Genomic DNA, 20,466 nt, shown 5'->3' on the forward strand with positions numbered 1-20,466 from the left:
TTTTTTATGAAATAAATTCTAACGTTCGTTCCAAAGCCATTCCTCTCGATCCTTTTATTAAAATGGTATTATTATTAAAATGAATTGTTTTAAGATAGTCTGAAAAAGCTTCAAAGGTTTCAAAAAACTGAATGTTACTCTTTTCAATTTTATTATTATAAAAATCTTTTCCGATTAAATAACAAACAGATACTTCCTGATTTGATAAAGAATCTACTATTGCTTTATGCTCTTGGTGGCTTTCTTCTCCCAACTCAAACATATCACCTAAAATCATTACTTTATTCTTGTTGTCTAACTGAAGAAAATTAGTGATAGCTACAGCCATACTACTTGGGTTAGCATTATAAGCATCTAGTATAATCTGATTAGATCCTTTATTTAATAATTGAGATCTGTTATTTGCTGGAATATAGTTTTCTATTGCCTCTTTTATAGCTTCGTCATCAACTTTAAAATACTTACCTATAGAAACTGCCGCATTGATATTATTTGCATTGTAAAGCCCTATCAAATGAGATTTGATAACAAAACTATTATAGTCAATAACCACAAAAGGATTAGCCTCAATACTTTTAATACTAAGATCAGCCGAAGCATTACTAACTCCAAAAGTAAACTTTTCAATTCCGTTTGACTTCTCTACCTGAATAGGATCTTCCAAATTAACAAAGACCACTTTGTCATTTTTTGCAAGATACTGATACATTTCACTTTTTCCTTCAATAACCCCCTGAACGCCTCCAAAACCCTCAAGATGCGCTTTTCCAAAGTTGGTGATATATCCAAAATCAGGCTGAGCAATTTCGCATAAAAATTCAATTTCTTTTTTATGATTTGCTCCCATTTCTACAATTCCAATTTCAGTTTCCTTAGTAAAAGAAAGCAACGTAAGCGGAACGCCGATATGATTGTTTAGATTACCAACGGTGGCTTTGGTTTTGTACTTTTTAGACAAAACAACATTTATAAGTTCTTTAGTGGTCGTTTTCCCATTACTGCCTGTCAATGCGACTATAGGCAACTTTAGATATTGGCGGTGAAATTTTGCAAGTTCCTGCAATGTTTCCAAGCTGTTTTTAACCAAAATAGTTCTTTCATCAATCCAATACGATTCGTTATCGATGACAACAAACAAAGCACCTAATTTCAAGGCTTCTTCAGCAAAAGTATTGGCATCAAAATTTTCACCTTTAATAGCAAAAAACATTGATCCTTTTTCAATTTTTCTGGTATCAATTGAAAGTGAACTACATTGCAAAAATAAACTATGAATGTCCTGAATACTCATTTATATAATTTTTTATAGGTGATAAAAGTAGAAAAAAAACAATAAAAAAATTCCAAATTCCATACTGAATATTCAGCTTTTGGAATTTGGAATTTTTTTTATTAGAATTTCTAAGTCTTAGTTCCTTGGTGATTTTCTTTTTTCAGCTTTAGAACCTACTCTAGACATTGCACATCTGAAACCAATGTAATCAGTTGCCATATCCTGAGGGAAATATCTTCTTTGAGCCGGATCTAACCAATATGCTCTGTCTCTCCAAGAACCTCCTTTGTAAACTCTTACTTTATCATCGATCAAAGTTGTACGCTTACTAGAGTTATCATATTTTCTGATCATTTTTCCTAAACTGTCAGTTGTAACATTATGTTTAGGAGAATTGTACATTGCCTGATCTGCTTTTGGACCTGACTCTGAATCTCCGAAGTCAAAATATCTAGAAGATTGTTTATCACCATCTCTGTAGTTGATATTGTCACTTTGGCTAAAGTTTTGTCTTAAATATGTTTCTTGTTCATCAACAGGAACCTGAGCAATTTCACCTGGAAGGTTTCTTGCAATCACTTTACCGTTACTTAAAGTATCATATTTAATATTTGCAGTAGAAACGATTTCAATTTTACCGTCTTTACCAATTTTATTTTTAGCGTATTGATTTCCTCTGTAGTAGTTAAAATCATTTGCTTCGTTATCAATAATAGGTCTGTAAACATCGGCAACCCATTCTGCAACGTTACCAGCCATATCGTATAATCCGAAATCGTTTGGTGCGTAGCTTTTTACAGAGTTTGTGATATCTGCTCCATCATCAGACCAACCTGCAATTCCACCGTAATCACCGTTTCCTTGTTTAAAGTTAGCCAATTGATCTCCTTTGTTTTTACGTTTTGATGAACGAGTATAATCTCCAGACCAAGGATATTTCTTTTGTCCCTTGTAGATGTTGTATTCTCTTTGTCCAACATCAGCAGCAGCAGCATACTCCCACTCAGCTTCAGTAGGAAGTCTGTATTCTGGTAAAATAACTCCTGAAGAACGTTGTGCGTACACATTTTTCTCATCTGGAACTACACCATCTTTTCCTGCTTTAGGTCTTCTTCCGTTTGGGTTTTTCTTCAATACAATTTCTTCATTACCTCCATAAGAAGTAGATGGAGAAGCCAGGTAAGCTTCAGTATTAAATAAGCTTTCTGCACTTACGTCTGCAGTTTTAGCACCTTTTTTAATGTATCCGTCTTTTTCTAAAACAGCTTCGTTAACACGGTCTGTTCTCCATTTACTAAATTCAACAGCCTGAATCCAATTTACACCAACTACTGGGTAGTTTGCGTAAGAAGGATGTCTTAAATAGTTGTTAGTCATCGTTTCGTTATAACCTAAACGATTTCTCCAAACTAAAGTATCTGGTGATGCTCCTTCGTAAATGTTTTTGTAATTTTCTTCTGTTGGAGGGAAAACTTTTTTCAACCACTCCAGGTATTCTAAGTACATACCATTGGTAACTTCGGTTTCATCCATATAGAATGACTGAACGTGTTGTTGGGTTGGTGTGTTATTCCAATCGTGCATAACATCATCCTGTACTTTACCCATTGTAAATGTACCTCCTTCAACAAAAACTAAACCAGGACCAGCCTGTTGTTTTTTTCCTGCATTTCTAGCAGCAGTTCCATTCTGACTATCTACATCCCAACCAGTCGCTCGAGAAGCGTGAGTGGAACTCGATTTTTTGCTACAACTAGCCGTGCCCAACATCAATACCATTGACATCATTAATTGCAAGGCTACAATTTTGTTTACTTTCATACTCATTCTTAGGTGATAAATTTAGGTGTTGCAATATAATAATTAACATTTAATTAGCAACATCCGTTCTAATAATTTTATTTAGCTGTTTTTTACCAGAAAATAACCTATAGTTACGAACGCAAAAATATACTTTTTATTATTTACTATAACATGAAATACTATATTTTTACTTACTAAAATATTTCTTAAATAATTTCATTTTCATTACCAATGAAACAAACCTTAATATTAAGTTTTTTTCTGATCCCATTTCTTTCGTTTTCTCAGTTAAACGGGAGCTTAACGATAGATTGGCAAAGTAAAAAAGAAATGACTTACGGTGATTTAAAAACCACCATTCCTTACTTTTCAGGCAACAGTTTTCGGTATGATATTACTAAAAAAAGCATAACATTATTATTAAACGTCAGCGAATCGAACTACTCAACCAACTCGTCCGTTCAGATTTCCAATGTAAATTATGAAGCAATTTCCATTAACGATCTTGGTGATTTAGCAGTCGAAAATATCCCCGAAAAACCAAATGAAACGTTAAAAATCGCCACGTCGAGAGACAAGAAACAAATTTTCATATCACTTTCTCCCATTATTAAAGACGGAAATGACTTCAAAAGAATTCGTTCTTTTTCCTATTCTTCAAACAATACTACATCAAAAAACAGTAACGCTTTTTCTACTCAAAAATCAAGTGCAGTATCCAACTCCGTTTTAGTCTCAGGCGACTGGTATCGCTTCTATGTAGAAAAATCCGGCGTATATAAAATTTCCAGATCTTTTCTGCAAAGTTTAGGATTTGACCCTTCAAAAACAGACCCTAGAAGAATTAAAATATATGGAAATGGTGGAAGAATGCTTCCTTTAGCAAACAATACTTATTACCCAGACGATCTGGCAGAAAATGCAATCCAGATTATTGGAGAAAATGATGGCGTTTTCAACAATGAAGATTATATTCTTTTCTATGCCGAAGGCGTTGAAAACTGGAACACAGAAAGCCAAACCAATCTTAATTTATTTGACACAAAATCCTATTATTATATTACTAATGCAGGTAGTGACGGAAAAAGAATTCAAAACCTGATTCAGCCATCCGGTAACAGCACACTGGAACTAAACACGTTTGATGACTATCAATACCATGAAATCGACCAAACCAACATTGCACATTTGGGACGCCAGTGGTTTGGAGAATCATTTGACATCAATCAGGATCAGGATTTTGCTTTTACATTTCAAAATCTGGATACTTCTGTACCAATAAAAATAGCGGTTACTGCAGCTTCAGCCGCATTTACCCCTACTTCATTTGCCGTAAGCGCAAACGGACAAAATATCGGAACTATTAATTTTAACGCTTTAGTTTCAAGCTCCGATGTTAAATTTTACACCGGAAAACTACCTACAAATGCAACATTTACCGGATCTGAAAGTGTAAAAATAAAACTAACCTATAATAATAACGGTGTTCCGGGATCAAAAGGGTATCTGGATTACATTAATTTAATTGCTAAAAGAAAACTACTTGGCATCGGGAAACAATTCAAATTTCAATATGACTTGGCGGCATCAACTCCAGGAATTGTAAATTACACGATTGGCAATGCAACTGCAATCTCTCAAATCTGGGATGTTACCGATATATATAATGTATCAAAATTCGAAAATACAAATCAGGCAGCTTTTAGTTTTAAAGCAGCATTAGGGGAAATTAGGAAATATATTGCCATTGATGCTACAGATTACTTTACACCTTTAAAAGAAAGCCAGTCAAAAGTTACCAATCAAAACTTAAAAGGAACACTTTTCAAAAACGCTCAAAATACTTTTCAGGATATCGATTATGTAATTGTTACACCAAAATCGTTAATCTCACAGGCCGAAAAACTAGCCGCTTTTCATCGCAGTCATTCCGCTTTAAATGTAAAAGTAATTACGTTAGAAAGTATTTACCAGGAATTTGCTTCGGGAAAACAGGATATTTCAGCTATCAGAAATTGTATCAAATATATCTACCAAAATGCTTCTTCAACCGACAAACGTATTAAGTATGTAAATTTATTTGGTGATGCTTCATTTGATTATAAAGACCGAATTTCAAACAACACTAATATTGTACCTATATATCATTCCTTAATTAGTAATACTATTGGAGAATCTTCATTCGCTTCTGATGATTTTTATGGGCTTATGGATCCGGATGAAGGAAATATAATTTCTTTTTTTGGCGGAATTGACATTGCCGTTGGCAGAATGCTGGTTTCCAACAATGCACAAGCCGCAGAAATGGTCAATAAAGTTCTGGAATACCACGACATTAAATCGTACGGAAACTGGAGAAATAATTTTGTTCTGGTTAGTGATGATTCCGATCAAAGTTCTGACGCTTCTTTACAATCGCGACAAAATGCCCTTGCCGATGTTATTGCAACACAAAAACCATTTTTCAATATTGATAAAATAATCTTAGACTCCTATACACAAGAAGCTTCAGCCGGTGGTTCCCGATATCCAAAAGCCAGAAGCGACTTTTTTGATGCTTTTGAAAAAGGAGCTCTTGTCTTTAATTATCTAGGACACGGAGGAGAAGATGGCCTAGCCAGCGAAAGAATTTGGGAAAAATCAGATGGACAAAATTTAAACAATCAATTCAAATACCCGTTATTCATTACAATTACGTGTGAGTTTTCCCGCTTTGATGACCCAACAAGACCAACTGCCGGTGAATATACTTTTTGGAATCCAAAAGGAGGCGCCATATCGATGCTTACAACAATTCGCGCCATTGGTCAGTTTAATGCTGAAAATTTCAATGATAATCTAAGTAAAAATCTTCTTTCTTACGGCTCAAATCAATACACAACGATTGCTGAAGCACTTCGAATTTCAAAAAACGAAAATCCAAGTTCATCCAGTAATGTTATTTTTTATATTGGAGATCCTGCATTGATGCTTGCGATTCCAAAACCAAGAATTAATTTAACAAAAATAAACGATGTTGTTATTTCTCAGGCAATTCCTGATCTAAAATCCCTTTCAAAAATTAAAATTTCAGGCGAGATTACCGATGAAAACAATACTCTTTTAAGCAATTATAATGGTGAACTGGCAACTGCAATTTTTGACAAATTAATTACTGCTACTACACTAAATAATGATGGATATAGCCCTGCAATGTCATTTAAAACCTTGGGAGAAACAATCTTTAGAGGAAACGCCTCTGTAACCAACGGCCAGTTTGAGTTTAGCTTTGTTGTACCAAGGGATATTCGTATTCCTGTTGATTATGGCCGAATTAGTTTTTATTCGAAGAAAAATCAAACTTTAGAAAACCAATCCGGCTTTAACACCACAATAAAAATAGGCGGTATAAACGAAAATGCACCACAGGACAATATAAGTCCAAAAGTGAAGTTATATATGAACGATGAAACATTTGTTTCGGGTGGCATTACAAATGAATCTCCTTTTCTTTTAGCCTTTCTTGAGGACGAAAACGGAATTAATACAGCAAGCGGAATTGGGCATGATATCGTTGCTATATTAGATGGAGACGTAAGTAATCAGTACATTTTGAATGATTATTATCAGACAAAATTGGACGATTACACAAATGGAAATTTACGATTTCCGCTAAGAAATTTAAAGCCTGGATTACACACCATTAGCTTTACAGCATGGGATGTTTATAACAATCCTGTAACAAGTGAAATACAATTTATTGTTGTTGGAGATGAATCACTATCTTTAACCCACGTTCTTAACTATCCAAATCCGTTTTCAACGTATACGCAATTTTGGTTTTCACATAACAGACCTTACGAACCCTTAGAAGTTCAGGTTCAAGTTATGACGATTACAGGAAAAGTGGTATGGACTAAAAATCAAATCATTACAACCGAAGGATTTCTTTCAAGAGAAATAACATGGGACGGAAGAGACGATTTTGGAGACCGGATTGGTAAAGGAGTTTATATTTATAAACTTACTGTTAAATCAAATTTAACAAATAAAAAAGCAGAAAAATACGAAAAGCTTGTCATCTTATAATAACTATATATATTTGCAACATAAATACCATTAGTCCCAAAAATGAAAAAATTATCACTTTTATTAATTTGTTTACTAGTTATTTCTTTCGCAAAAGCTCAAGATATTGAGCGACCAATTACAACCGGAGTTCCGTTTTTATTAGTAGCAGCTGATGCGAGAGCTGCAGGTTTAGCCGATCAGGGTGTCGCAACTTCAGCCGACGTTTTCTCTCAACAATGGAACCCTGCCAAATATGCATTTTCAATAGACAAACAAGGTCTTTCTATCAGTTATACTCCGTATTTAACGGATTTAGCCAATGACATTTCTCTTGGTCAATTGACTTATTATAACAAAATAAACGAACGAAGTGCTTTCGCAGGAAGTTTCCGCTATTTTGGTTTTGGGGATATTGAACTTAGAACAACGGGAGATCCTAACGAAGCAACAAGAGTTGTTTCTCCTAATGAATTTGCCTTAGACGGATCTTATTCATTAAAACTTAGCGAAACTTTCTCTATGGCTGTTGCAGCAAGATATATTCGTTCTAACTTAAAAGTAGCCTCAGAAGATGTGGACGCAACCGCAGCCAAATCATTTGCTATTGATGTTGCCGGATTCTACCAATCTGAAGAAATTGCGTACAGCGACTTCAACGGAAGATGGAGAGGTGGTTTTAACATTCAGAATTTAGGTCCAAAAATTAGTTACGATAATGATGATTTAAGCGCTAACTTTTTACCTGCCAATTTACGAGTAGGTGGAGGTTTTGACTTTATTCTAGACGACTATAACAAAATTGGTGTAAGTCTTGAATTTACAAAATTATTAGTTCCAACACCTCCGGGAATAGGAACACCAGTAGATGTAAATGGAGATGGTGATTTTACAGATCCAGAAGATATTACTCAAGAAGAAGCTACTACTATTAGCTACAACAAATACAACGATATTGGTTGGGTTGAAGGAGCTTTCAAATCATTTACAGATGCTCCGGGAGGATTTAGTGAAGAATTAAAAGAAGTAACTTATAGCTTAGCCGGAGAATATACGTATCAGGATGCTTTCTCTTTTAGAGCAGGATATTTCCACGAAAGCCCTCAAAAAGGAGCAAGACAATTCTTTTCTTTAGGAGCTGGATTCAAATACAACATCGTAAAAGTTGACGTTTCTTATTTATTCTCAACTTCAAAAGTTAAAAATCCGTTAGAAAATACCCTTCGTTTTTCTTTAACGTTTAACTTTGGCGACAAATATGAAGAATATTAAAAAGACCAAATAAAAAAAACATATAACAATCCAAATTTCTGATCTTTTAGAAATTTGGATTTTTTTTCCCTTAAAAACAATGAAAGAAATTAGCATTACATCATCCTTTAATGTATACGACAACATAGAAGAACTCTCAGAAGAAATTCAAAATTTAATGCAACAGGCTGTCGAAATTCGTAAAAAAGCATACGCACCATATTCTCAATTTAGAGTTGGAGCCGCTTTATTACTGGATAATGGCGAAATAGTTTTAGGTTCAAACCAGGAAAACGCAGCATATCCATCAGGATTATGCGCAGAAAGGACTGCAATTTTTTATGCAGGCAGTAGATATCCTGAAGCCAAAATTTTAAAAATGGCAATTACCGCCGCTTCAGATACGAATCAGACTACAGCGCCAATTCCGCCTTGTGGCTCTTGCCGTCAGTCAATTGCAGAATATGAAATTAAGCAAGACACCCCTATAGAAATCTATTTTATGGGAGAAATTGGTGAAGTTTACAAATCGGCATCCCTAAAAAATTTACTCCCTTTTATGTTTGACAAAAAGTTCTTGTAAAAAAAAGCCAAAAAGTAGCGTTTAAATTTTAGTTCTTAAATGTAATGTCTTATTTTTGCATCCCGACCTTTCGGGCGCAAATTTGTGGGAGGAAACTATTTTGCGTTATAGGCAACAATTGATAACACAAACAAACTTTAGCAAAAGAAAGAATTCAGATGAAAGAAGTTACAAAAGAAGTATATTTAAAGTGGTACGAAGACATGCTACTTTGGAGAAAGTTTGAAGACAAACTTGCAGCGTTATACATTCAACAAAAAGTTAGAGGTTTTTTACACCTATATAATGGTCAGGAAGCTGTATTAGCAGGTGCTTTGCACGCTATGGATCTGACTAAAGATAAAATGATTACTGCTTACAGAAATCACGTTCAGCCAATTGGTATGGGTGTTGACCCTAGAAATGTAATGGCAGAACTTTTAGGAAAAGTTACAGGAACTTCTAAAGGTATGGGAGGTTCTATGCACATTTTCTCGAAAGAGCACCGTTTTTACGGAGGACACGGTATTGTTGGTGGACAAATCCCGGTAGGAGCTGGTTTAGCTTTTGCTGATAAATATTTCAACACTGGCGGCGTTACCATGACTTACTTTGGTGACGGAGCTGCAAGACAAGGTTCTTTACACGAAGCTTTTAATATGGCGATGTTATGGAAACTTCCGGTTGTATTTATTGTTGAAAACAACGGATATGCAATGGGAACTTCTGTAGAAAGAACTGCAAACCACACCGATATCTGGAAATTAGGTTTAGGTTATGAAATGCCTTGCGGACCTGTTGACGGAATGAACCCTGTAAAAGTTGCTGAAGCAATGCACGAAGCTATCGAAAGAGCACGTCGCGGAGACGGACCAACTTTCCTTGAAATGAAAACGTACCGTTACAGAGGACACTCTATGTCTGATGCACAATTATACCGTTCTAAAGAAGAGGTTGAAGAGTACAAAAAAATTGACCCGATTACTCAGGTTCTTGATGTAATTATGGATCAAAAATATGCTACAGAAGAAGAAATTGAAGTAATTGATCAAAGAGTTAAAGACCTGGTTGAAGAGTGTCAGAAATTTGCTGAAGAATCTCCATACCCGGACTTACAACAATTATACGATGTAGTATACGCACAAGAAGACTATCCATTTACACCTCATAAACTATAACATCATGGCGATTAAAGTAACAATGCCTCGTTTGAGCGATACTATGACGGAAGGAACGGTAGCGACTTGGTTAAAAAAAGTAGGCGACAAAATTAGCGAAGGAGATATCCTTGCTGAAATTGAAACAGACAAAGCAACTATGGAGTTCGAATCTTTTAACGAAGGAACTCTTTTACATATCGGAATTCAAGCTGGAGAAACTGCTCCTGTTGATTCATTATTAGCCATCATTGGTAACGAAGGAGAAGATATTTCTGCTCTTTTAGCTGGTGGTGATGCTCCAGCTGCTGAAGCGCCAAAAGCGGAGGCTCCTGTTGCAGAAGCTAAAACAGAAACTGCTGCTCCTGCAAAAGCAGCTGAATTACCAAAAGGTGTTATCGTTGTAACTATGCCTCGTTTGAGCGATACAATGACAGAAGGTACAGTAGCAAGCTGGTTGAAAAAAGTTGGCGATACTGTAGCTGAAGGCGACATCTTAGCCGAAATTGAAACAGACAAAGCTACTATGGAGTTTGAGTCTTTCAATGCCGGAACATTATTATACATCGGAATTCAGGAAGGAAGCACTGCTCCTGTTGATAGCTTATTAGCGATCATCGGACCTGCAGGAACTGATATTTCTGGAATTGCTGATAATTTTACTGCCGGAGGTGCTGCAACTGCAAGTGCTCCTGCTGAAGAAACTAAAGCTGCTCCTGCTGCTGAAAAAGCAACAGAAACTGTAGCCGACAATTCAAACGGAAGAGTTTTAGCTTCACCATTAGCTAAGAAAATTGCTTCTGATAAAGGAATCCAATTATCACAAGTTAAAGGATCTGGAGAAAACGGACGTATCGTAAAAAGCGATATCGAAAACTTCACTCCATCTGCGCAAGCACAACCTGCTGCAACTTCTGCTGCTAAACCACAAGAAGCTGCCGCTCCTGCTGCACCAAAAGTTTTTGTTCCTGCTGGTGAAGTTTTCACAGAAGAGATCAAAAATTCTCAAATGCGTAAAATCATTGCTAAACGTCTTGCAGAATCTTTATTCACAGCACCTCATTACAACTTAGTAATCGAAGTAAGCATGGATGACGCAATGCAGGCAAGAGCTGCTATCAATAGCGTTCCGGATACAAAAGTATCTTTTAACGATATGGTAATTAAAGCTTGTGCATTAGCATTGAAGAAACATCCAAAAATCAACTCTACATGGAAAGAAGATGCTATCATCATCAACCACCACGTAAATATTGGTGTTGCTGTAGCAGTTGAAGACGGATTAGTAGTTCCTGTATTGAAATTTACAGATGCAATGAGTTTATCTCAAATTGGCGGAAGCGTAAGAGATCTTGCAGGAAGAGCTAAAAACAAAAAATTGGGACCACAAGAAATGGAAGGAAGCACATTTACAGTTTCTAACCTTGGAATGTTTGGTATCACTGAATTTAATTCAATTATCAACCAACCAAACTCTGCAATCCTTTCTGTAGGTGCAATTGTTGAGAAACCAGTAGTTAAAAACGGTCAGATTGTAGTTGGAAACACAATGATGTTATCATTAGCTTGTGACCACAGAACAATTGATGGTGCAACTGGCGCTCAATTCTTACAAACTTTAAAACAATACATCGAAAGTCCAGTTACAATGTTGGCATAATCGCTGTTAATTTTATAATTAAATCCCGTTTTGTTTGCTCAAAACGGGATTTTTTGTTTAATTTTCATCCATAAATTCAACACTTCATAAAATGAAAAAACTTACCATTGCATTCTTATTTCTGACAGCGATAGCCTGCCAGAAAAAAGATCAGACCGAAAAACCAACCGTTGTTACAGATGAACACAGTTATTCTAAACCAGAACTTGCTGTTGTAAAACATCTGGATCTTGATATTAAAGTTGATTTTGACACGCAAACCATTTCAGGAAAAGCATCGTGGCAAATTGATAATGTTAGTAAAGGAAATGAGATTATCTTCGACGAAAATACTTTAAACATTACCAAAGTAACTTTGGGCGACGACGAAAAGGAAACAAAATTCGAACTTGGAAAGGATGTTGAATTTCACGGAAAACCCCTTCATATCACAATTGAACCTACTACAACTAAAGTAAACATATACTACAGCACAACAAAAGACGCTATTGCATTACAATGGCTTTCACCAGCTCAAACAGCAGATAAAAAGAAACCTTTTGTTTTTTCTCAGGGAGAAAGTGTTTGGTCCCGTACATGGATTCCTTGTCAGGATTCACCGGGAATTCGTTTTACCTACAATGCAAAAGTTACAGTTCCTAAAGATTTAATGGCGGTAATGAGCGCTGTAAATCCGCAAAAGAAAAATGATACCGGAGTTTATACTTTCAAACAAGACAAAGCAATTCCATCTTACTTAATGGCGATTGCTGTTGGAGATATTGAATTTCAATCTATCGACAACAGAACCGGAGTTTATGCAGAACCATCAATGTTGAAAAAATCAGCTTGGGAATTTGCTGAATTAGGAAAAATGGTTGTTGCAGCCGAAAAATTATACGGTCCATATCGTTGGGGCCGTTACGATGTATTGGTATTACCTCCAAGTTTTCCTTACGGAGGAATGGAAAATCCAAACCTGACTTTCTTAACTCCAGGCGTTATTGCAGGAGATCGTTCTCTGACAAGTTTATTAGCTCACGAATTAGGACATAGCTGGAGCGGAAACTTAGTTACCAACGCAACCTGGGACGATATTTGGTTAAACGAAGGTTTTACAACTTATGTTGAGCACAGAATTGGCGAAGAAATCTTCGGCAAAAAAGAATTTGAAATGCAAAATGTGATCACGCGTAAAGAATTACTTGATAACGTAGCTGAATATGGAGATACAAATCCTGACACAAAATTAAAAGTTAGCCTTACCGGAAGAAATCCAGATGACGGAATTAGCATGATTCCTTATGTAAAAGGATACGCTTTTTTAAGAGTTATTGAAAATGCTGTTGGACGCGAGAAATTCGATTCGTTTATTAAAAACTATTTCGATTCGCATGCCTTCAAATCTATTACAACAGAAGACTTTGTTAAATACATCAATGAAAACCTTATTAAAGGCGACAAAGCTTTAGCCGATAAAATCAAATTAGAAGACTGGATTTACAAACCGGGAATCCCATCAAATATAACTCCGGTAAGTTCAGCAGATTTTGATGCTATCGATGCTATTCAAAAAAGCTGGAGAGAAACCGGCGTTACAGGTTTAAGTAAAAAAATCACAACAACGGCAGAAAAACAACATTTTATAGATCATCTTCCAGCTGATATTACGGTTAAAGAAATGGAAGCGATTGATAAAGAATTCAACTTTACAAAAGGCGGAAATTTCATTATCAAGCGTCAGTGGTTTGTTCAGGCAATTAGTCACCAATATAAAGCGGCTAATCCTGCCATTGAGCAATTCTTAATTGGAATCAGCAGAACTGGATCCGTAATGATGTTGTACAAAGAAATGGCTAAAACTCCAGAAGGAAAAGTTTGGGCAAAACAAGTTTTTGAAAAAGCAAAACCGGGTTACCATGCTACAACTATTCAGGCAGTTGGAGATTTATTGAAATAGCTTTTTCTGTAGTATAATTTAAAAATAGGTTGTCCTTTCTAGGACAACCTATTTTTTTTTACGTCTAGTTTGTCATTTCGACCGAAGGGAGAAATCGCACAAGAAACTCCGGAAAGAAAGTCGCCAATCTTTGTGGTTACGAGTGCGATTTCTCCCTTCGGTCGAAATGACAAAATAAACGAAAAGTACTCTTATGAAAACGGATTTCCTAGCCCAGATTGAAGTGAAAAGCCCGGAGCTCAAAAGCTTGATTTTCTTGCCACAAAACAGCGATCAACGGAAGCTCGTTTTATGGTTTAGAAAAATCAAGCTTTTGAGCGAGGACTTGAAGCGGAAAGCTGGATCAGCTCCTGAAAATAAAGCCAGGGAAAATTATCCATCACATAGCGTACATTCTCCATGTTCTAAAACCTGTAATCGTTGCAACTTTGTAATGTCAAAAGACAACAACAAATAACAACATAAAAAATTAAATAAAATGACACGATTAACAGCATTAAACCCAGAAGAAGTAACAGGAAAAACTAAAGATTTATTCAACGCTGTACAAGCAAAATTAGGCGTAGTGCCGAACATGATGAGAACAATGGGAAATTCTCCAGCGGTTCTTGAAGGATACTTAAATTTAAGCGGCGCATTGAGCCACGGGAAATTGAGTGCTAAAACAGGCGAACTAATTGCTTTGGCAGTTTCAGAAAGTAATTCATGTGATTATTGTTTAGCAGCTCACACTTTTATCGGAGAAAAATTAGTAAAAGCAGATCCGACAGTTCTAAAAGCAGCAAGAACAGGAAATTCAGACGACGCTAAAACAGAAGCTATTTTACAATTGGCTAAAACATTAATCAGTAAAAATGGTTTAGTAAATGATGAAGATGTAAACAAAGCAAAAAACGCAGGAGTTACTGACGCTGAAATTGCAGAAACTATTGCTCACGTTGCTTTAAATGTTCTAACAAACTACTTTAACAACGTTGCCAATACTGAAATTGACTTTCCAGCGGTTTAATTAAGAATTACGCAAGCACTATAACAAAAAACAATTTATAAAGATAGCTGTGAATTCATTTCATAGCTATCTTTATATTTTTAAAACAAAATAGATCATGAGCTCTCAAAATGTTTCTACTTTAATAAATCCCCAAACCGGAAATCTAGCTTTCAAAATTCTTCCATTTAGGGATAACATTCATTTTGATCATTTACAGCGCAATAATTATTATTCCTTAATTTGGGTAACCAAGGGAAAAGGAAAAGTCAAAGCTGATTTTGCAGAGCATTATTTTAAAGAAAACTCACTTCTCGCCTTCTCTCCTTATCAGCCTTTTATGCTATGCGTAAGTGAACCTGTTGAAGGAATTGCAATTCACTTTCACCCTGATTTTTATTGCATTCACATGCACCAAAAAGAAGTTTCCTGCAATGGCGTTTTGTTCAATAATATTTATCAGCCACCTTATGTTTTGGTTACAGAACAAGCTTCACAGACTTTTAAAATGGTTTTAGAGCAAATGAAATCTGAAATTCAAAACGCTGAATTAGCTCAATATGAATCTCTAATTTCTTATTTGAAGATTTTTCTCATTACTGCTTCACGATTAAAAACCGAACAATTAGAAGAAATAAAATCAGTTCCCGATTCTAAAGAACCTATTATTCTTCAAAACCTGAAAGATGCGATTGAACTTAATTTCAAGACCAAACATTCGGCTGGAAATTATGCCGATTTATTGAACATTTCACCAAAAGCACTAGCCAAATTATCCAAAAACTATTTCAACAAAACACTTACTGATTTAATTTCCGAAAGAATTATTATAGAAGCCAAAAGAGAATTGTACATGACCAACAAAACCGTAAAAGAAATCGCTTACGAACTGGGTTATGATGATGAACATTATTTCAGCCGTTTCTTTAAAACAAATGCAGATGTTTCACCTCAGATTTATCGTGAAACGGTCGGTTTTGGAAAAATGCAGTCTTAATTCTTATTTTTAGCTTCAATCCATTTTGACATGTATTTGGTACTTTTTAAAGTATGATAATGCAAAAGAGTTCCCATGAAATTGTGTAGACGATGACTTTCGGAATCAACCATTAAAGCATTTACTGATTCTATTAATTTCTCTGCATACTTATCAGTCAAAAAACATTCATTTACAATAGCAATTCCATTTAACTGGGCCTGTTTCCAAAGATTTTCATCCTCATATAAAAGAACAGCCTGTTTTGCAAACTCCTCAACATCATCTGTAATAAAACCATTCCAAGGCAAATTTGCATGCATTGCTTCCGAACCAATAGATGTCGTAATACTTGGTGTTCCGCATTGCATTGCTTCTAATAATTTTCCTTTTAGACCCGCTCCAAAACGAATTGGCGCCAAAACAATTCGGGCGTTTTTTACCACTTCTATTGCATTGGCTGCTCTTCCCATAATATAAAATCCATTTTTGGGCTGATGTAATTGCAGAACCTTTTGAGAAGGATAAGCACCATAAACTTCTAAAACAGCTTCCGGTAATTGCTTTTTTATCAAAGGCCAAATGGTTTCTTTTAGGTACTGAACAGTATTCCAATTAGGTTCATGAAGAAAATTACCTATAAAAACAAAATGCTTTCTTTCGTTAAACAAAGGCAGTTCCAAAAGATTTCCCTCTGTCATTTCATCAACTAAAAAGGGCAAATAACGCAATACAGCAGAATCAATTTTAAAGACATTTTTTAAAACCTCCATTTCAAATTCAGAAATCATAAAAGACAAATCACATCTTAAAATACTGGCGATTTCACGTTTTGCAACTTCTTCAGAAAGCAAATCAGTCAATTCAAAAACCCTGCTTTCTTTAAATGCTTTTTGTCTCGCAGTTCGCAAACTATGCAAATCTTCTGTATCTAAGAGACGAATGGCTTTTGGACATTTTTCGGCAACACGCCAGCCAAATTGTTCTTCGATCATAAAACGATCAAACAAAACAACATCAGGATTTAATTCTACAATAAAATCATCAAAGGTAGCACTGTTTAAAGCAATGTTCCTTTTTTCGACTCCATACGCATTTAAATCCACCATGAAATCACTATCTAAAGCAGGACTTGCAAATGTAATTTCAAATCCGCCTTTTTTAAAAATAGAGATCAATTGCATCATTCTGCTACCTGCAGCAGATGAATTTGGTTCCGGCCAAACAAAGCCAATAATTAAAAGTTTTTTTAGCCGTTCCATTTTATTTGGTTTCATTTTACAAAATAATGCTTTTTTGAACGTTTTTGCACCATATTTACTGACTTTTGGTTGCAAAAAAACACTAATTTTGCAGGAACTAAATTCTATGAAATTATGTTAGGACTAAAATTAGCTACAGACCCGCGCTGGGTCAATATTGTTGAATCGAATATCGAAGAAATTTTAACGGATCATGCCTGGTGTGAACAAAAAGCGGCTTCAAATGCGATTAGTTTAGTCACATACAATTCTGAATTGGAGGAATTAGTTACCGAAATGCTTGTTATTGCAAGAGAAGAACTGGAACATTTACAAATGGTTCACGACATTATCAAGAAAAGAGGCCTTACTCTGGGTCGTGAAAGAAAAGATCATTATGTAAATGAACTTTTTAAATTCATGAAAAAAGACGGAAGCCGAAAAGACGCTCTTTGCGATCGTTTATTATTCTCGGCCATGATAGAAGCCAGAAGCTGCGAGCGATTCAAAGTGCTTTCAGAAAATATAAAAGACGAGGAATTAGCTAAATTTTACCGCGACTTAATGATTTCAGAAGCCGGACACTATACTACTTTTTTAGGCTTTGCACGAAAATATACAGACAACATAGATATTGACAAACGTTGGAAAGAATGGATCGAATATGAAGGTTCAATCATTACAAATTATGGAAAGAAAGAAACTGTACACGGATAGTATACAGTTTCTTTTTTTCTTTAGAACATATTCTCTTTTTAAATACCACACCGTATAGCACTTTTTTTTATGTCAAAAAATAAAACAAAATCCGTCTTGTTAAAAATAGCAAAATACACAGGAATTACTCTTGCTGTATTTATTGCCTTATTATTTTTAACACCTATTATTTTTGCTGATAAAATTAAAGAACAAATTAAAAAGACCGCAAATGAAAAACTTAGTGCAGAACTAAATTATTCTGATGTTTCTGTCTCCTTTTTTCACCACTTCCCTTCCCTGACTTTAACACTGGACAATTTAAGCCTTAACGGATCTGCGCCTTATACAAACGAAAAATTTATTACAGCCAAAGAAGTTTCTTTTGGAATTAATATCGTCAGTTTAATATTTAGCAAAGCAGTAGAAATTGATCAGATTTATTTATCTGATTCTTTTATTAATGTAAAAGTAAATGCCGAAGGAGAAGCAAACTATAACATCTATAAATCTAAAGCTGCCACAAAGCCGGAAGACAGTACCGAAACAGCCTTAAAACTGGAGCGAATTGAGATTTTAAACAGTAAAATAATCTATGATGACCTTTCTACCAAAGTGCATTTTGATGCTTTTGGATTTGATTATCTGGGAAAAGGAGATTTAAACAAATCGGTTTTTGACCTTTATTCTAAAGCCAAAATAGAAAAACTAAATGTTATTTACGAAGGCGAACCTTATTTAATGAACAAAAAGGTAAATGCCGACTTAATTACAAAAGTAAATGTAAACTCTTTATCTTTTTTCTTTCAGCAAAATGACTTGAAAATCAATCAGCTTTTAGTCGATTTTAAAGGAAAATTTGACTTTCTGAAAGATGGCTACAACATGGATTTTGTTATAAAATCCACCAACAGCAAGCTATACGACGTTTTTACTGCTTTTCCTCCAAAATATATTACCTGGCTTTCTAAAACGGAATTAAAAGGAAACACAAACCTTCTTTTAACCCTTAAAGGAGATTATATCGCTTCGCAGAATATTGCCCCGGAACTTGATCTTGATGTAAAAATCGACAGCGGATTTGTCAATTATAACAAAAGTGCTTTTCCGGTTTCAAACTTAAATTTAGACGTTAAAACCAGAGTTCCGTCACTAAATCCGGATCTTGCTATTGTCGATGCAAAAAATGTATCGCTTAACATAAATAAGGATTATTTAAAATCTAGATTCTACGTAAAAGGTATCAATACACCGGATATTAATGCCGATTTTAAAGCTAAGATTGATCTTGAAAAACTAATGAAGGCACTCGGAATTCCTGAAATAGAATTAAAAGGAAATTTAGCCGGAGATATTAAAGTAGACGGAAAACTTGACACAAAAAACAAACGTCTTCCTGTTACAAACGGATACATCAATTTAGAAAACGGATATTTAAAAACAAAATACTATCCAAATCCGATTACAAACATTATCGTAAACGCTAATATTAACAATCAAAAAGGAACTTACGATGATTTGAAAATCAAACTTAAACCTGCTCAATTTACTTTTGAAGGAAAGCCTGTTTTTGTAGACGCCGATCTGAGTAATTTTAATGATTTATCTTATGACATTAAAGCAAAAGGAGAATTGGATGTCAATAAAATCTACAGAGTCTTCTCTCAAAAAGGTCTTGATTTAGATGGTTTTGTAAAAGCAGATGTTGTTTTAAAAGGAAAACAAAGCGATGCTGAAAAAGGCAACTACAGTAAACTTCACAATAAAGGAACGCTTGAATTACGCAATATTGGTATTACATCAGAATACCTGCCTAAAAGATTTATTATCAAAGAAGGTATTTTCAAAATCAATCAGGATAAAATGTATTTTAATAATTTTTTGGCCGCTTATGGCCAATCTGATTTTAAAATGAATGGTTATTTACAAAATGTTCTTAATTATGCCACAACCAATACTGGTGTTTTAAAAGGCTCATTTAAGTCATCATCAAGATATATAAATGTCGATGAATTCATGTCGAGCACTTATCCTAATACTTCGGTAACTCAAAGTTCTGATCCAAAAACGGAAACAAAACAAACTCAGACACAACAGACAGGAGTTATTATTATTCCGTCCAATCTGAATTTACAGTTCACTGCAAATGCACAAAAAGTTTCATTTGATAAACTCAACCTGCAAAATGCAACCGGAAATCTTAGCATGAAAAACGGAAAGCTAAACATGCAAAATACCGGTTTCAATTTAATTGGCTGCAATGTTAGCATGAATGCCAATTATCAGGCAGTAACACCTAAAAAAGCTAATTTTGACTACGCTATAAAAGCATCTGATTTTGACATTAAAAGAGCTTACAATGAAATTGAAGTTTTTAGAAAAATGGCAAGCGCAGCAGAGAAAGCACAAGGAATTGTTTCTTTAGATTATCAGCTAAAGGGTCGTTTAAACGCAAACATGGAACCTGTTTATCCATCACTTACCGGAGGCGGAGTTCTTTCTATAAAGGATGTAAAAGTACGCGGATTGAAAATGTTTAATGCAGTAAGCAAAGAAACAAACTCGGAGTCGATGAAAAACCCCGACCTTTCTAAAGTTGATATTAAAACTACAATCAAAAACAACATTATGACTGTAGAGCGCTTTAAATTTAAGTTTGCAGGCTTTAGACCAAGAATTGAAGGCACAACAACGCTGGACGGAAAACTGAACTTAAAAATGCGTTTAGGGTTACCTCCGTTAGGTATATTCGGAATTCCGTTAACCGTAACCGGAACTCAGGATAATCCGAAAATAAAAGTCGGAAGAAAATCGCAGGATCTGGAAGAAACAAAAGATACTGAGGAATGAAATTCCAAATTTTGAAAAATCCC

At 35.0% G+C, this 20,466-nt stretch carries 14 protein-coding genes; 11 read left to right on the forward strand and 3 right to left on the reverse strand.

The window, feature by feature from the left end; genetic code table 11:
- Positions 1 to 4: 4 nt before the first annotated feature.
- Both KHA98_RS02205 and gldJ read right to left on the reverse strand, forming a co-directional pair.
- Positions 5 to 1,291: a UDP-N-acetylmuramoyl-tripeptide--D-alanyl-D-alanine ligase gene (locus KHA98_RS02205; protein WP_213254841.1), complete on the reverse strand. Its 1,287-nt coding sequence runs from the start codon at positions 1,289 to 1,291 to the stop codon at positions 5 to 7.
- A 117-nt stretch (positions 1,292 to 1,408) separates the two neighbouring features.
- On the reverse strand, positions 1,409 to 3,094 hold the full coding sequence (gene gldJ / locus KHA98_RS02210) for a gliding motility lipoprotein GldJ (RefSeq protein WP_213255380.1): 1,686 nt from the start codon (positions 3,092 to 3,094) through the stop codon (positions 1,409 to 1,411).
- A 213-nt stretch (positions 3,095 to 3,307) separates the two neighbouring features.
- Here gldJ and porU point away from each other — a divergent pair, with 213 nt between their 5' ends.
- The 9 genes from porU (at position 3,308) to KHA98_RS02255 (ending at position 15,677) form a co-directional block, all read left to right on the forward strand.
- Positions 3,308 to 7,144: a type IX secretion system sortase PorU gene (gene porU, locus KHA98_RS02215; protein WP_213254843.1), complete on the forward strand. Its 3,837-nt coding sequence runs from the start codon at positions 3,308 to 3,310 to the stop codon at positions 7,142 to 7,144.
- Between the two features lie 42 nt (positions 7,145 to 7,186).
- Entirely contained in the window at positions 7,187 to 8,395 is a 1,209-nt protein-coding gene (gene porV / locus KHA98_RS02220) for a type IX secretion system outer membrane channel protein PorV (RefSeq protein WP_213254845.1), read from the forward strand.
- Positions 8,396 to 8,474: 79 nt separating this feature from the next.
- Positions 8,475 to 8,957 (forward strand): cytidine deaminase, encoded by a 483-nt coding sequence (gene cdd, locus KHA98_RS02225; RefSeq protein WP_213254847.1) that lies wholly within the window; start codon positions 8,475 to 8,477, stop codon positions 8,955 to 8,957.
- A 158-nt stretch (positions 8,958 to 9,115) separates the two neighbouring features.
- Positions 9,116 to 10,114 (forward strand): pyruvate dehydrogenase (acetyl-transferring) E1 component subunit alpha, encoded by a 999-nt coding sequence (gene pdhA / locus KHA98_RS02230; protein ID WP_213254849.1) that lies wholly within the window; start codon positions 9,116 to 9,118, stop codon positions 10,112 to 10,114.
- A 4-nt stretch (positions 10,115 to 10,118) separates the two neighbouring features.
- A complete protein-coding gene (locus tag KHA98_RS02235) occupies positions 10,119 to 11,753 on the forward strand; it encodes a pyruvate dehydrogenase complex dihydrolipoamide acetyltransferase (RefSeq protein ID WP_213254851.1) in 1,635 nt (544 codons plus the stop codon).
- A gap of 91 nt (positions 11,754 to 11,844) precedes the next feature.
- The gene (locus tag KHA98_RS02240) at positions 11,845 to 13,692 is read left to right on the forward strand and encodes a hydrolase/aminopeptidase (protein WP_213254853.1); all 1,848 of its coding nucleotides are present in this window, start codon (positions 11,845 to 11,847) and stop codon (positions 13,690 to 13,692) included.
- Between the two features lie 193 nt (positions 13,693 to 13,885).
- Positions 13,886 to 14,149, forward strand: coding sequence for a hypothetical protein (locus KHA98_RS02245; RefSeq protein ID WP_213254855.1), 264 nt, complete (start codon positions 13,886 to 13,888; stop codon positions 14,147 to 14,149).
- Between the two features lie 21 nt (positions 14,150 to 14,170).
- Positions 14,171 to 14,701 carry a carboxymuconolactone decarboxylase family protein gene (locus KHA98_RS02250; protein WP_213254857.1) on the forward strand — a complete coding sequence of 177 codons (531 nt, stop codon included), beginning with the start codon at positions 14,171 to 14,173 and terminating at the stop codon, positions 14,699 to 14,701.
- A gap of 97 nt (positions 14,702 to 14,798) precedes the next feature.
- Positions 14,799 to 15,677, forward strand: coding sequence for a helix-turn-helix domain-containing protein (locus KHA98_RS02255; RefSeq protein ID WP_213254858.1), 879 nt, complete (start codon positions 14,799 to 14,801; stop codon positions 15,675 to 15,677).
- On the opposite strand, the gene KHA98_RS02260 is transcribed toward KHA98_RS02255, so the two are convergent.
- Positions 15,674 to 16,918, reverse strand: a complete 1,245-nt coding sequence (locus tag KHA98_RS02260; protein ID WP_213254859.1) for a glycosyltransferase family 4 protein — start codon at positions 16,916 to 16,918, stop codon at positions 15,674 to 15,676. The genes KHA98_RS02255 and KHA98_RS02260 overlap by 4 nt on opposite strands.
- Before the next feature lie 114 nt (positions 16,919 to 17,032).
- Between KHA98_RS02260 and miaE the strand changes: the two genes are divergently transcribed.
- Both miaE and KHA98_RS02270 read left to right on the forward strand, forming a co-directional pair.
- Positions 17,033 to 17,614: a tRNA-(ms[2]io[6]A)-hydroxylase gene (gene miaE / locus KHA98_RS02265; protein ID WP_065448101.1), complete on the forward strand. Its 582-nt coding sequence runs from the start codon at positions 17,033 to 17,035 to the stop codon at positions 17,612 to 17,614.
- Positions 17,615 to 17,710: 96 nt separating this feature from the next.
- Complete coding sequence (locus KHA98_RS02270; RefSeq protein ID WP_246522111.1) at positions 17,711 to 20,443, forward strand: AsmA family protein; 2,733 nt, start codon at positions 17,711 to 17,713, stop codon at positions 20,441 to 20,443.
- Positions 20,444 to 20,466 lie beyond the last annotated feature (23 nt).

The sequence above is a fragment of the Flavobacterium branchiicola genome (genome assembly GCF_018383905.1).
Classification (GTDB): domain Bacteria; phylum Bacteroidota; class Bacteroidia; order Flavobacteriales; family Flavobacteriaceae; genus Flavobacterium; species Flavobacterium branchiicola.

Bases quoted from the DNA above. Each gene is read 5' to 3' on its own strand.
- KHA98_RS02235 (WP_213254851.1), top strand. From the start codon at position 10,119: ATGGCGATTAAAGTAACAATGCCTCGTTTGAGCGATACTATGACGGAA.
- KHA98_RS02205 (WP_213254841.1), bottom strand. From the start codon at position 1,291: ATGAGTATTCAGGACATTCATAGTTTATTTTTGCAATGTAGTTCACTT.
- KHA98_RS02260 (WP_213254859.1), bottom strand. From the start codon at position 16,918: ATGGAACGGCTAAAAAAACTTTTAATTATTGGCTTTGTTTGGCCGGAA.
- KHA98_RS02240 (WP_213254853.1), top strand. From the start codon at position 11,845: ATGAAAAAACTTACCATTGCATTCTTATTTCTGACAGCGATAGCCTGC.
- KHA98_RS02255 (WP_213254858.1), top strand. From the start codon at position 14,799: ATGAGCTCTCAAAATGTTTCTACTTTAATAAATCCCCAAACCGGAAAT.
- miaE (WP_065448101.1), top strand. From the start codon at position 17,033: ATGTTAGGACTAAAATTAGCTACAGACCCGCGCTGGGTCAATATTGTT.
- KHA98_RS02245 (WP_213254855.1), top strand. From the start codon at position 13,886: ATGAAAACGGATTTCCTAGCCCAGATTGAAGTGAAAAGCCCGGAGCTC.
- cdd (WP_213254847.1), top strand. From the start codon at position 8,475: ATGAAAGAAATTAGCATTACATCATCCTTTAATGTATACGACAACATA.
- porV (WP_213254845.1), top strand. From the start codon at position 7,187: ATGAAAAAATTATCACTTTTATTAATTTGTTTACTAGTTATTTCTTTC.
- pdhA (WP_213254849.1), top strand. From the start codon at position 9,116: ATGAAAGAAGTTACAAAAGAAGTATATTTAAAGTGGTACGAAGACATG.
- porU (WP_213254843.1), top strand. From the start codon at position 3,308: ATGAAACAAACCTTAATATTAAGTTTTTTTCTGATCCCATTTCTTTCG.
- gldJ (WP_213255380.1), bottom strand. From the start codon at position 3,094: ATGAAAGTAAACAAAATTGTAGCCTTGCAATTAATGATGTCAATGGTA.
- KHA98_RS02250 (WP_213254857.1), top strand. From the start codon at position 14,171: ATGACACGATTAACAGCATTAAACCCAGAAGAAGTAACAGGAAAAACT.